The organism is Aquipseudomonas guryensis (assembly GCF_014164785.1).
GTDB lineage: Bacteria > Pseudomonadota > Gammaproteobacteria > Pseudomonadales > Pseudomonadaceae > Aquipseudomonas > Aquipseudomonas guryensis.
This window is the reverse complement of the sequence record NZ_JACJFN010000002.1, coordinates 425,034-437,732: the sequence shown is the minus strand read 5'-3', so window position 1 is coordinate 437,732 and position 12,699 is coordinate 425,034. Positions and strand designations below refer to the sequence as shown.

At 63.6% G+C, this 12,699-nt stretch carries 15 protein-coding genes; 12 read left to right on the top strand and 3 right to left on the bottom strand.

Annotated elements, in window-relative coordinates; translation table 11 throughout:
• Positions 1-63: 63 nt before the first annotated feature.
• The 5 genes from rsxD (at position 64) to H3H45_RS09735 (ending at position 3,384) form a co-directional block, all read left to right on the top strand.
• A complete protein-coding gene (rsxD, locus tag H3H45_RS09755; RefSeq protein ID WP_182833535.1) occupies positions 64-1,095 on the top strand; it encodes an electron transport complex subunit RsxD in 1,032 nt (343 codons plus the stop codon).
• A 1-nt stretch (position 1,096) separates the two neighbouring features.
• A complete protein-coding gene (gene rsxG, locus H3H45_RS09750) occupies positions 1,097-1,753 on the top strand; it encodes an electron transport complex subunit RsxG (protein WP_182833534.1) in 657 nt (218 codons plus the stop codon).
• Complete coding sequence (locus H3H45_RS09745) at positions 1,746-2,456, top strand: electron transport complex subunit E (protein WP_182833533.1); 711 nt, start codon at positions 1,746-1,748, stop codon at positions 2,454-2,456. The genes rsxG and H3H45_RS09745 overlap by 8 nt, the downstream gene beginning before the upstream one ends.
• Positions 2,453-3,091 (top strand): endonuclease III, encoded by a 639-nt coding sequence (nth, locus tag H3H45_RS09740; RefSeq protein WP_182833532.1) that lies wholly within the window; start codon positions 2,453-2,455, stop codon positions 3,089-3,091. The genes H3H45_RS09745 and nth overlap by 4 nt, the downstream gene beginning before the upstream one ends.
• A 107-nt stretch (positions 3,092-3,198) precedes the next feature.
• Positions 3,199-3,384, top strand: coding sequence for a PA3496 family putative envelope integrity protein (locus H3H45_RS09735; protein ID WP_182833531.1), 186 nt, complete (start codon positions 3,199-3,201; stop codon positions 3,382-3,384).
• A 175-nt stretch (positions 3,385-3,559) separates the two neighbouring features.
• On the opposite strand, the gene gloA is transcribed toward H3H45_RS09735, so the two are convergent.
• From gloA to H3H45_RS09720, 3 genes are all read right to left on the bottom strand, one after another.
• A complete protein-coding gene (gloA, locus tag H3H45_RS09730; protein WP_182833530.1) occupies positions 3,560-3,952 on the bottom strand; it encodes a lactoylglutathione lyase in 393 nt (130 codons plus the stop codon).
• A gap of 88 nt (positions 3,953-4,040) precedes the next feature.
• Positions 4,041-5,258 carry an argininosuccinate synthase gene (locus tag H3H45_RS09725; RefSeq protein ID WP_182833529.1) on the bottom strand — a complete coding sequence of 406 codons (1,218 nt, stop codon included), beginning with the start codon at positions 5,256-5,258 and terminating at the stop codon, positions 4,041-4,043.
• 119 nt (positions 5,259-5,377) lie between these two features.
• Positions 5,378-6,319, bottom strand: coding sequence for a flagellar protein MotY (locus H3H45_RS09720; protein WP_407926689.1), 942 nt, complete (start codon positions 6,317-6,319; stop codon positions 5,378-5,380).
• A gap of 128 nt (positions 6,320-6,447) precedes the next feature.
• Here H3H45_RS09720 and pyrC point away from each other — a divergent pair, with 128 nt between their 5' ends.
• The 7 genes from pyrC to H3H45_RS09685 all read left to right on the top strand — a co-directional run bounded on the left by pyrC (position 6,448) and on the right by H3H45_RS09685 (position 12,636).
• Positions 6,448-7,494, top strand: a complete 1,047-nt coding sequence (gene pyrC / locus H3H45_RS09715; RefSeq protein ID WP_182833527.1) for a dihydroorotase — start codon at positions 6,448-6,450, stop codon at positions 7,492-7,494.
• Positions 7,491-8,165, top strand: a complete 675-nt coding sequence (rnt, locus tag H3H45_RS09710; protein WP_182833526.1) for a ribonuclease T — start codon at positions 7,491-7,493, stop codon at positions 8,163-8,165. Before pyrC ends, rnt begins: the two co-directional genes overlap by 4 nt.
• Before the next feature lie 199 nt (positions 8,166-8,364).
• On the top strand, positions 8,365-8,583 hold the full coding sequence (locus H3H45_RS09705; protein ID WP_182833525.1) for a bacterioferritin-associated ferredoxin: 219 nt from the start codon (positions 8,365-8,367) through the stop codon (positions 8,581-8,583).
• Positions 8,584-8,725: 142 nt separating this feature from the next.
• Positions 8,726-8,935 (top strand): YgdI/YgdR family lipoprotein, encoded by a 210-nt coding sequence (locus tag H3H45_RS09700; protein ID WP_173207529.1) that lies wholly within the window; start codon positions 8,726-8,728, stop codon positions 8,933-8,935.
• A gap of 203 nt (positions 8,936-9,138) precedes the next feature.
• Positions 9,139-10,353, top strand: coding sequence for a CmpA/NrtA family ABC transporter substrate-binding protein (locus tag H3H45_RS09695; RefSeq protein ID WP_182833524.1), 1,215 nt, complete (start codon positions 9,139-9,141; stop codon positions 10,351-10,353).
• A gap of 21 nt (positions 10,354-10,374) precedes the next feature.
• Entirely contained in the window at positions 10,375-10,953 is a 579-nt protein-coding gene (locus H3H45_RS09690) for an ANTAR domain-containing response regulator (RefSeq protein ID WP_173207535.1), read from the top strand.
• Positions 10,954-11,271: 318 nt separating this feature from the next.
• On the top strand, positions 11,272-12,636 hold the full coding sequence (locus H3H45_RS09685; RefSeq protein WP_182833523.1) for a pyridoxal phosphate-dependent decarboxylase family protein: 1,365 nt from the start codon (positions 11,272-11,274) through the stop codon (positions 12,634-12,636).
• The last annotated feature ends 63 nt before the right edge of the window (positions 12,637-12,699 follow it).

The window sequence follows — 12,699 nt, the reverse complement described above, 5'->3', positions numbered from 1 at the left end:
CATCCGGGCTACAGAACAGCGCTGCGCCGCCCCAATGACGGCGCAAGCAGACACGGAGCATCAATGGCCCTGCCCCGCATCACCTCGCCCCACGCCAAGGGCAGCAACCGTACCCAGCGCGTCATGCTGCTGGTAGCCGCCGCCTGCGCGCCGGGCGCCCTGGTCCTGACCTGGCTGTTCGGTATCGGCACCCTAGTCAACCTGGTCTGGGCCAGCGTCGTCGCCCTGGCCGTGGAAGCGGCGATCCTGGCCGCGCGCCAGCGCCCGATCGCCTTCTTCCTCAAGGATGGCAGCGCCCTGGTCACCGCCGTACTGCTGGCCCTGGCCCTGCCGCCCTACGCGCCCTGGTGGCTGACGCTGGTCGCGGTCGGCTTCGCCATCGTGTTCGGCAAGCAGCTGTATGGCGGCCTCGGCCAGAATCCGTTCAACCCGGCGATGATCGGCTACGTGGTGGTGCTGATTTCCTTCCCCATCGAGATGACCAGCTGGCCCAAGCCGCACACGGTGGGCGCCTGGGACGGCATCCAGCAGATCTTCGGCCTCGCCGCCCTGCCCGACGGCTGGAGCCAGGCCACCGCCCTGGACAGCCTGAAAATCAACAAGAGCCTGACCATGGACGAGCTGTGGGCGCAGAACCCGGCCTTCGGCGAGTTCGGCGGCAAGGCGGTGGAATGGGTCAACCTGGCCTTCCTGCTGGGCGGCCTGTTCCTCATCTACAAGAAGGTGATCAGCTGGCACGCGCCGCTGGGCATGCTCGGCGCGCTGTTCGTCATCAGCCTGCTGTGCTGGAATGGCTCCGGTTCGGATTCCAACGGCTCTCCGCTGTTCCACCTGCTGACCGGCGCGACCATGCTCGGCGCCTTCTTCATCGTCACCGACCCGGTGTCCGGCGCCACCAGCAACCTGGGGCGAATCCTCTTCGGTGCCGGCGTTGGCGTGCTGGTCTATATCATCCGTACCTGGGGCGGCTACCCGGATGGCGTGGCCTTCGCCGTGCTGCTGATGAACCTGTGCGCCCCGACCATCGACTACTACACCCGCCCGCGCACCTACGGCCATCGCAAGCCGGAGCGCGGCTTCAAACTGGGGGAATGACATGGCCCTGCCGGAAATTTCCCGCTCGATGCTGAAAAACAGCCTGGTGCTCGGCCTGTTCGCCGTGGTCACCGTCGGCGTGGTGGCGATCACCCAGCAAGGCACCGCCACGCGCATCGCCGCCGCCGAGCGCGAAGCCAAGGCCCAGGCGTTGGCGCAGATCCTCCCCGCCGGCAGCTACGACAACCACCTGTTGGATCACCCGCGCCAGGTGTTCGACCCGCTGCTCGGCAACAAGACACCCAGTCCGGCCTACCTGGCCACCCTGCAGGGCGAGCCGACGGCGGTGATCCTCCAGGCCACCGCGCCGGACGGTTACAGCGGCAGCATCTTCCTGCTGGTGGGCATCCATGCCGATGGCCGCCTGGCGGGCGTGCGCGTGGTCGGGCACAAGGAAACCCCAGGCCTGGGCGACAAGATCGAGCTGGCCAAGAGCCCGTGGATCAACAGCTTCGCCGGCCAGTCGCTGCAGTCGCCGGATGCCGCCGGCTGGGCGGTGAAGAAGGACGGCGGCCAGTTCGACCAGTTCGCCGGAGCCACCATCACCCCGCGCGCGGTGGTCAAGGCGGTGCACAAGGCGCTGCAGTATTTCGACGCACACCAGGCCGAGCTACTCGCGCCGGTTACCAGTCAGGGCGGGGAAAACAACAATGGCTAGCTACCGCGAAATCGCCATCAACGGCCTGTGGAAGAACAATCCGGGCCTGGTCCAGCTGCTCGGCCTGTGCCCGCTGCTGGGGGTGAGCAACTCGGTGGTAAACGCCCTCGGCATGGCCATCGCCACCGCCCTGGTGCTGGCCTGCTCGAACGCCGCTGTAGCTCTGATCCGCCGCCAGGTCACCGATGCCGTGCGCCTGCCGGCTTTCGTCATGATCATCGCCGCGCTGACCACCTGCATCGAGTTGCTGATGCAGGCCTTCACCTATGAGCTGTACCAGATCCTCGGCATCTTCATCCCGCTGATCACCACCAACTGCATCATCCTCGGCCGCGCCGAAGCCTTCGCGGCGAAGAACAGCGTCGGCCATGCCGCTTTCGACGGCCTGATGATGGGCACCGGTTTCGGCCTGGTGCTGCTGGCCATCGGCGCGGTGCGCGAACTGCTCGGCACCGGCGCACTGCTAGCCAACATGCACCTGCTGTTCGGTCCGATTGCCGCCAACTGGCAACTGGTAATGTTCGCTGACTACCAGGGCTTCCTGCTGGCCATCCTGCCGCCAGGTGCGTTCCTCGTCCTCGGCCTGCTGATCGCCCTGAAGAACCGTATCGATGCCCTGGTCGCCGAGCGTGCCAAGGCCGCCCAGCCGGAAGCTGAGCCCGCCGCCAGCCGCCGTGTACGAGTTACCGGGGTGATCGAGTGAACGCGGCCAAGCGCTACGAGATCTTCCGCCGGCTGCACGAGGACAACCCCGAGCCGAAGACCGAGCTGGCCTACAGCACGCCCTTCGAGCTGCTGATCGCGGTGATTCTCTCCGCTCAGGCCACCGACGTTGGAGTAAACAAGGCCACGGCCAAGCTCTATCCGGTGGCCAACACCCCGGAAGCGATCTACGCCCTGGGCTATGAGGGCCTGTGCGAGTACATCAAGACCATCGGCCTGTACCCGAGCAAGGCGAAGAACGTCATCGAGACCTGCCGCATCCTGGTGGAAAAGCACAACAGCCAGGTGCCGGATAACCGCGAAGACCTTGAAGCGCTACCCGGCGTTGGCCGCAAGACCGCCAACGTAGTGCTCAACACCGCCTTCCGCCAGCTGGCCATGGCCGTAGACACGCACATCTTCCGCGTCAGCAACCGCACCGGCATCGCGCCGGGCAAGAACGTGCTGGAAGTGGAAAAGAAACTGCTCAAGTTCGTGCCCAAGGACTTTCTCCTCGATTCGCACCACTGGCTGATCCTCCACGGCCGCTATGTCTGCCAGGCGCGCAAGCCGCGCTGTGGCAGCTGCCGCATCGAGGATCTGTGCGAATACAGGGCAAAAACCTCCGACGATTAACCGGCCATTGATTAAGCCAATACATCGATTGAAAAAATCTTTTTTACCCTGTTCCGCTTTGTCGCTATAAGGTCGCCAACATCGCCCCCTGAGTTGGAGTGAACCTGATGAGCACTGACAAAGAAGAACTCGTACTCGACGATGACTTTGTCGCCGAAGACGCCGAAGAAACCACCGAGCGTCCGGTGGTGGAAGTCGCCAAGACCAACCTGGCCAAACGCCGGGTCATCGACAACTACCTGGAAGAGCGACGCCTGCAGAAACAGCTCGGCGACTACGACTTCGACCTCTGAAGGTCGGCCATGAAAAAGCCCCGCACTTGCGGGGCTTTTTTTTGCGCAGCGCTGATGCTACTCACCTATGCCTGACGGCAGGATCAGCCGCGACCAGACCGCACTAGCGACAAAACTGCTAGCGCCGACAGCTCCCGCAACAGCCTGCCACCTAGGAAAAATGCGGCACAGCAGATCAGTCGTTGCGACTCGGAGACAGCAGCTCGATCTTGTAGCCGTCCGGGTCTTCGACAAACGCCAGAATGCTGGTGCCGTGCTTCATCGGCCCCGGCTCGCGGGTGATCTTGCCGCCGCGCGAACGGATGTCCTCGCAGGCCTTGTACACATCGGCCACTTCCAGGGCGATATGGCCGTAGCCAGTGCCCAGCTCGTAGCTGTCGACGCCCCAGTTGTAGGTCAGTTCGATCACGCTGTTGTGGGCTTCGTCGCCATAGCCAACGAAGGCCAGGGTGAATTGGCCGTCCGGGTAATCCTTGCGGCGCAGCAGGGTCATGCCCAGCACTTCGGTGTAAAAGGCGATGGACTTGTCCATGTCGCCAACGCGCAGCATGGTATGCAGCAGTCTCATTGAGTTTCTCCTCTGTGACCCGTATCCGGGCCCTTGAATGCAAAACCCCGGCTCGTGGCCGGGGTCCTGTAGCTTGCCTGGCAGCTTATCAGAACAACTTGCGGCCCTTGCCGGCAGCGATGCGCATGCGCAGCGCGTTGAGCTTGATGAAGCCCGCCGCATCGGCCTGATTGTAAGCGCCGCCGTCTTCTTCGAAGGTGGCGATATTGGCGTCGAACAGCGAGTCGTCGGACTTGCGGCCGGTGACGATGACGTTGCCCTTGTACAATTTCAGGCGCACCACACCATTCACGTGGGCCTGCGAGGCATCGATCATCTGCTGCAGCATCAGGCGCTCTGGACTCCACCAGTAGCCGGTGTAGATCAGGCTGGCGTACTTGGGCATCAGCTCGTCTTTCAGGTGGGCCACTTCGCGATCCAGGGTGATCGACTCGATGGCGCGGTGGGCGCGCAGCATGATGGTGCCGCCGGGAGTCTCGTAGCAGCCACGGGACTTCATGCCGACATAGCGGTTCTCGACGATGTCGAGACGACCGATACCGTTCTCGCCGCCGATCTTGTTCAGCGTGGCCAGCACGGTGGCCGGAGTCATTTCCACGCCGTCGATGGCGACTATGTCACCCTTGCGGTAGGTCAGCTCAAGGTAGGTCGGCTTGTCTGGAGCGTTCTCTGGCGAGACGGTCCATTTCCACATGTCTTCTTCGTGCTCGGTCCAGGTGTCTTCCAGCACGCCGCCTTCATAGGAGATGTGCAGCAGGTTCGCATCCATCGAGTACGGCGATTTTTTCTTGCCGTGGCGCTCGATCGGGATGGCGTGCTTCTCGGCGTAGTCCATCAGCTTCTCGCGGGACAGCAGGTCCCACTCGCGCCAAGGGGCGATGACTTTCACGCCCGGCTTGAGTGCATAGGCGCCCAGTTCGAAACGCACCTGGTCGTTGCCCTTGCCGGTGGCGCCGTGGGAGATGGCATCAGCGCCGGTCTCGTTGGCGATCTCGATCAGGCGCTTGGCGATCAGCGGACGGGCGATGGAGGTACCCAGCAGGTACTCGCCTTCATAGACGGTGTTGGCGCGGAACATCGGGTAGACGAAGTCGCGGACGAATTCTTCGCGCAGGTCGTCGATGTAGATTTCCTTGACGCCCATGGCCTGGGCCTTGGCACGAGCCGGCTCGACTTCTTCGCCTTGGCCGAGGTCAGCGGTGAAGGTCACCACTTCGCATTCATAGGTGTCCTGCAGCCACTTGAGGATTACCGAGGTATCCAGGCCACCGGAATAAGCCAGAACTACCTTCTTAACGTCCGCCATGCCAATCAACTCCACGGGGTTGTACGGAAAACCCGCGATTCTACCGGCCGCGCCCGGCGATTTACAGGGGCGCGACAGGCACTGGCGACAAAGCGACAGATTTATTTAAGCGTGGGACCTCAGGAAGTGGCCGCCGGATCAGCGGGTGGGGGCGGTGCAGCCGGGGCTGGGGCCGCCTCATCTGCCGGTTCGGCCACCGGCTCGCGGGACAGGGTCATGGTCACCCGGCGGTTCTTCGCCCGGTTGCTTTCGCTGCTGTTCGGTACCAGTGGGTAACGTTCGCCATGGAAGCGCACGACGATCTGCTCGGCGGGCACGCCATTGGCCTTGAGGTACTCCTCCACGGCGAGCGCCCGGCGCCGCGAGGTATCGCGGTTGGTCAGGCGGTTGCCGCTGTTGTCGGAATGCCCATCCAGCTCGATGCGATTGACGCTGGGATCGGCCTTGAGAAAGTCAAGAATGATCTCCAGCTTGGCCCGCCCCAGGTCATCGAGTACCGCCCCGCCGCCGGGGAAGCCAATCTGTGCCTTGCGAATTTGGTCGAAATTGACCGGCAGCAGGCCGGCGGTGCACTTGAGGTAGTCGCTGTAGGCCTGGTTGAACTTGACCGGCAGCAGGCGCACATCGAGGCTGTCGCCGCCTGCAGTGGTACGGTGCTTGACCAGCGGGCTGCGGCCTTCCATCAAGCCAGTGAGCAAACGGCCAGCCTGCTCCTGGGAACTGTTGAACGGCACTTCGCCTGCCACCACGGTAACCGGGCCGAGGTTGATATCGCCGCGTCCTGGCTGCCAGGGCGCAGCCGCCGCCAGCAGGGTGGCCGAGCCTGCTCCCAGCCAGCGCTCGCGGGTCTTCAGGCGGAATGTCGCCTGCTCGCCAGCGCGACGGACGAACTCGCCGCTGCCAAAATCCGCGATCGGCTGCGACAGCCGGCACTCGAACTTGTCGCCCTCGACTTTCCACTCCACCTTTTCCATGCGCGTCTGGAAAGTGATGGCCGCAGCAGGCTGGCCCAGGGATAGGCAGGCCAGCACGCTTAGCAGGGTCAGATAGGGTTGGCGCACGACAGGCTCCACACGGAGAAACGGCATTCCCCTGAAGTATCGGTCAGCCTCGGGAAAACTTGATAGCCGTGCCGGCGAAGGCCATTTCCGGTAGCATGCCAGCACGTTTTACCCGCCTGGAAACCTCCATGTCCGACCGCATTACCCTGCTGCGCCCCGACGATTGGCATATTCACCTGCGCGACGGCGCTGTACTGCCGCATACCGTTGCCGACGTTGCGCGCACCTTTGCCCGCGCCATCATCATGCCCAACCTGGTACCCCCGGTACGCAACACCGCCGAGGCCGATGGCTACCGCCAGCGCATCCTCGCCGCCCGTCCGGCCGGCAGCCAGTTCCAGCCGCTGATGGTGCTGTACCTCACCGACAACACCTCGGCCGAAGATGTGCGCAGCGCCATGGCCAGTGGTTTCGTGCATGCCGCCAAACTCTACCCGGCCGGTGCCACCACCAACTCCGACTCCGGGGTGACCAGCATCGACAAGATCTTCCCGGCGCTGGAAGCCATGGCCGAAGTCGGCCTGCCGCTGCTGGTGCATGGCGAAGTGACCCGTGCCGAGGTCGACGTGTTCGACCGCGAAAAGCGCTTCATCGATGAGCACCTGGTACGGGTGGTCGAACGCTTCCCCAGCCTGAAAGTCGTCTTCGAGCACATCACCACCAGCGACGCGGTGCAGTTCGTCAACGCCGCTTCGAGCAAGGTCGGCGCGACCATCACCGCCCACCACCTGCTGTACAACCGCAACCACATGCTGGTCGGCGGCATCCGTCCGCACTTCTATTGCCTGCCGATCCTCAAGCGCAATACCCACCAGGAAGCCCTGCTGGATGCTGCCACCAGCGGCAGCGCCAAGTTCTTCCTGGGTACCGACTCGGCGCCGCACGCCAAGCATGCCAAGGAAGCCGCCTGCGGCTGTGCCGGCTGCTACACCGCCTACGCCGCCATCGAACTGTATGCCGAGGCCTTCGAGCAGCGCAACGCGCTGGACAAGCTGGAAGGTTTTGCCAGCCATTTCGGCCCCGACTTCTACAATTTGCCACGCAACACCGACCGCATCACCCTGGTGCGTGAAGAGTGGACCGCCCCGGCCAGCCTACCGCTGGGCGAACAGACCGTAATCCCCCTGCGCGCCGGTGAGAACCTGCGCTGGCGCCTGCTGGAGAACCCCGCGTGAGCGAAGAGAACTACGACGACGAACTCGACGGCAATCTGCCTTCAGGCCCCCGCCACCCGATGGCGGCGCGCTTCCGCGGCTACCTGCCGGTAGTGGTGGATGTCGAGACCGGCGGCTTCAACTGCGCCACCGACGCCCTGCTGGAGATCGCCGCGACCACCATCGCAATGGATGAAGGTGGTTTCGTCTACCCGGACCACACCCACTTCTTCCGCATCGAGCCGTTCGCCGGCGCCAACATCGAGCAGGCGGCCCTGGAGTTCACCGGGATCAAACTGGACCATCCGCTGCGTATGGCGGTCAGCGAAGAGCATGCGCTGGGTGAAATCTTCAAGGGCTTGCGCAAGTCGATCAAGGCCAATGGCTGCAAGCGCGCCATCCTGGTCGGCCACAACAGCAGTTTCGATCTCGGCTTCCTGAATGCCGCCGTGGCCCGCTGCGACATCAAGCGCAACCCCTTCCACCCCTTTTCCAGCTTCGACACCGCCACTCTGGCCGGCCTCGCCTACGGCCAGACCGTACTGGCCAAGGCCTGCCAGACCGCCGGCATCGCCTTCGACGGCAAGGAAGCGCACTCCGCGCGCTACGACACCGAGAAAACTGCCGAGCTGTTCTGCGGCATCGTCAACCGCTGGAAGGAAATGGGCGGCTGGGACGAGTTCGACCACTAAGTCCGTGCAGCCGCAAAAGGAAAACCCGGCCCAGGCCGGGTTTTTTGTGCCTATTGCAAAGCCGGATTAAAGGTTCGGCGTACTTGAACCCAGACAGTTATCAGTCAGACGGGAAAAGCTAGCGCAAAGTTTTGACAAGCATTCTCATTAACATTAGTATCCCCTGCCAACAGCAACCCATTCTCATCCGAGCCTGCCCATGTACGTTTGCCTCTGCCAGGGTGTTACCGACGGTCAAATCCGCGATGCCATCTATGACGGTTGCTGCAGCTACCGCGACGTTCGCGAAACGCTGGGCGTTGCCAGCCAATGCGGCAAATGTGCCTGCCTGGCCAAGCAAGTAGTGCGCGAGACCCTGAGCGAAGTACAGAGCAGCCAGGCCGGCCTCGCCTACCCGGCCAGCTTCGTCGCCGCCTGAGCCATTGCTCCCGGTCAAATAAAGGATGCTTCGGCATCCTTTTTTGTGGGTTCACCTTGCACCCCACCCAGCTCAACCCGTAGCGTGCAGCCTGGGGTCGCTGGTTTGCGGCTCATACACTGAACATCCGGGAGTTTCCTTTATGAAACACTGCTTTCTGATTCTGCTCTGTGCTGTCGGTCTGGCCGGTTGTGCCAGCGAATACATCATCACCACCACCGACGGGCAAATGCTCACCAGCGACGGCAAGCCAGAACTGGACCGCGACACCGGCATGCTCGAATTCGAAGACAGTGAAGGCCGCAAGCAGCAGATTCCACAGGATCATGTTAAGCAGATGATGGAGCGTTAATCCCCATCTGCTCCAGCAAACCCCGCTCCGGCGGGGTTTTGTTTTTCTGCCGCAGCACTGCTGGCATATCGCTTGCTAGAACGAAAACAGCAGAACTCTCTCCAACGGCGGAGTCAGTTCATAGACAATGGCGTCGTTTCTGGTTACCACCTGCGTGGTAGCTGGGGGCGGCGCCTTTTTTGTTCAACGGCGGAACAACGTACATGAGCGAAATCGAAAGCACCCGTAACGACAGCCTGGCCTGGGTCGCAGGCTCCGATGCACCGGAAAAGAGCGTGCTGGACCTGGGTTTCATGGCCCTCACCGACTCCGCCTCGCTGATCGTCGCAGCCACCCAGGGCTTCGCCCAGCCCTATGGCCTGACCCTCAACCTGCAGCGCCAAGCCTCCTGGGCCACCCTGCGCGACAAGCTGCTGTCCGGCGAACTGGACGCCGCCCAGGCGCTGTACGGCCAGGTCTACGGCATTCACCTGGGCCTCAGCGGCCCGGCCACCGAGATGGCCATCCTCATGGGCCTGTGCCAGAACGGCCAGGCAATCAACCTGTCCGAACCTCTCAAGCAGGCCGGCGTGACCAGTGCCGAGGCACTGGCCAGTCGCGTGCGTCAAAGCGGTGCAAAACTGACCTTCGCCCAGACTTTCCCCACCGGCACGCATGCCATGTGGCTGAACTACTGGCTGGCCAGCCAAGGCATTCACCCACTGGAAGATGTCAACAGCGTGGTGGTACCGCCGTCACAGATGGTCGCCCACCTCAAGGCCGCACGCATCGATGGCTTCTGTGCAGGCGGCCCCTGGGGCGCACTGGCCGTGGAAGAAGACCAGGGCTTCACCCTGGCCACCAGCCAGATGATCTGGGCCGACCACCCGGAGAAAGTGCTGGGAGTGACCCGCGAATTCGTCGAGCAGTACCCCAATACCGCTCGCGCCCTGACCATGGCGGTACTGGAAGCCAGCCGTTTCATCGATGAAAATGAAGAGAACAAGCGCAGCACCGCACAGCTGATCAGTAGCCGCGAATACGTCGATGCGCCGCTGTCGGCCATCGAACCGCGCTTCCTCGGTCAGTACGAAGACGGTCTCGGCCATGCCTGGCTGGACGCCCACCCGCTGCGTTTCTTCGCCGACGGCGAAGTGACCATGCCCTGGCTGTCCGATGGCATGTGGTTCATGACCCAGTTCCGCCGCTGGGGCCTGCTCAAGGACGACCCGGACTACCTGGGTGTCGCCCGGCAGATTCACCAGCTCGATCTCTACCGCCAGGCTGCCGAAGCGCTGGGTATTGCCGTGCCCAAGAACCCGATGCGCAGCGCCACCCTGCTCGATGGCAAGGTCTGGGATGGCAGCGATCCAGTTGGCTACGCCGGCAGCTTTGCCATTCACGCGCGCAGCGGCCTTGCCGCGCCCATCGCCCTGTAACACTGCGAGACGAACGCCAACATGCTACGAATTCTGCTGATCAACGACACCCCGAAGAAGGTCGGACGCCTGAAGAGCGCACTGATCGAGGCGGGCTTCGAGGTCATCGACGAGTCGGGGCTGACCATCGACCTGCCCGAGCGCGTCGAGGCCGTACGCCCCGACGTGGTGCTGATCGATACCGAGTCCCCCGGCCGCGACGTGATGGAACAGGTGGTGCTGGTCACCCGCGACCAGCCGCGCCCGATTGTCATGTTCACCGACGAGCACGACCCCAGCGTGATGCGCCAGGCCATCCAGTCCGGCGTCAGCGCCTACATCGTCGAAGGTATCCATGCCGAGCGCCTGCAACCGATCCTCGATGTGGCCATGGCCCGCTTCGAGAGCGACCAGGCCCTGCGCGCGCAACTGGTAGCGCGCGACGAGCAATTGGCCGAACGCAAACGCATCGAACTGGCCAAGGGCCTGCTGATGAAGATGAAGAGCTGCAATGAGGAAGATGCCTACACCCTGATGCGCCGCCAGGCCATGAGCCGTCAGCAGAAGCTGATCCAGGTGGCCGAACAGATCATCGCGATGCACGATATGCTAGGTAACTGAAACGGTACCGGCGCCCGGCAGAATCTGTATACGATCTCGCGAGCTAGAGCCAGGCAAGGCGAAAACAGACGAGGAAGCGCAGTTTACGATTAGTAAATGAGCATTCCGAGCCTGTTTTCAACGCAGCATGGCCGACGTGCAGCAGATCGTAGGCAGATTCTAAGGGCGGCAGAACTGTACTGGTCAACCTTGCACTGTTACCCCATCCGTACCGTGTCAGTCTTCAACTGTACGACTCACTCCCTGCAACTGTGTATCTGCGCTGACAGGCCCTGATTGGCTAAGGTGACGGCACTAGCGCCTACCACCGAGATCGCCATGCCCACCACCCACGAAGAACGCCAGCTACTGGCCGACGCGGATCGCCGCGCCCTCGACTATTACGATGGCATCGACAGCCGTCCGGTCTTCCCCCCGCCCTCCGCCATCGCCGCCCTGCAGGCCTTCGAGCAGCCGCTGCCCGAACAGGGCCTGAATGATCAGGACGTACTGCGCCAGCTCGACGAGATTGGCTCACCGGCCACCGTGGCCAGCAACGGTCCGCGCTACTTCGGCTTCGTCATCGGCGCCACTCTGCCCGCTGCTGCAGCGGCCGAGCGCATGGTGCTGGCCTGGGACCAGTGCGCCTCTTCCTTCGACAATGCCCCGGTCGCCGATGTACTGGAGCGCACCGCCGGACGCTGGGTGCTGGAAGCCCTTGACCTGCCGCGCAGCAGCGCTGTCGGCTTTGGCACCAGCGCCACCGCCTGCACCCTGGCCAGCCTGTCGGCCGCCCGTCGTGCACTGTTGGCGCGCAAGGGCTGGGACTTCGATGGCGACGGCCTGATCGGCGCGCCGGAAGTGCGCATCGTGGTCTCCGCCACCTGCCATATCACGGTGAAGAAAGCTCTGCGCATCCTCGGCTTCGGCATGAACCGACTGATCGTCGCCCCCACCGATGCCCAGGGCCGCATCGACCCCGCGCAGCTGCCGGCACTGGATGACCTGAGCATCCTCTGCCTGCAAGCCGGCGAGGTGAACACCGGCGAATTCGATCCCTTCGCCGAGCTGATCCCGCGGGCCAAGGCCGCCGGTGCCTGGGTGCATGTCGATGGCGCCTTCGGCCTGTGGGCCCGGGCCTCTTCTTCTGCGCAGTTGGCCGCCGGCGTGGAGTTGGCCGACAGCTGGACCTGCGACGGCCACAAGTGGCTGAACACCCCCTATGACGGCGCCATGGCCATCTGCCGCGATGCCGATGCCCTGGCAACGGCGATGAACAGCGACGCCGCCTATGCCAGCGCGAGCAAGGACGCGCAGAAGAACCTGACCCTGGAGTTCTCCCGCCGTGCTCGCGGAGTGGCGATCTGGGCGGCCCTGGCCAGCCTCGGCCGCGACGGTCTGCGCGAACTGATCGACCGGCATATTCGCCAGGCCGGCCTGCTGGCCGAGCGCCTGCGCGAGAGCGGATACCCGCTGCTCAACCGCGTGGTGCTCAACCAGGTGCTGGTGCGCGGCGATAGCGATGCGCAGACCGTGGCCATCCGCGAAGCGGCGCAGGCCAGCGGCGAGGTCTGGTTCGGCCCGACCATCTGGCAGGGCCACCCGGCCTTTCGCCTCAGCGTTTCGTCGTGGCGCACCACGGATGCCGACATAGAGCTGCTGGCCGATTTGCTGCTACGCCTAAAGCGACAGATTCCGGCTTGAACACCGGCGCAACTGCGGGGCTCGACAAGGCCCCGCCGCAGCGCTTATCTTCGCCGCCTGGCC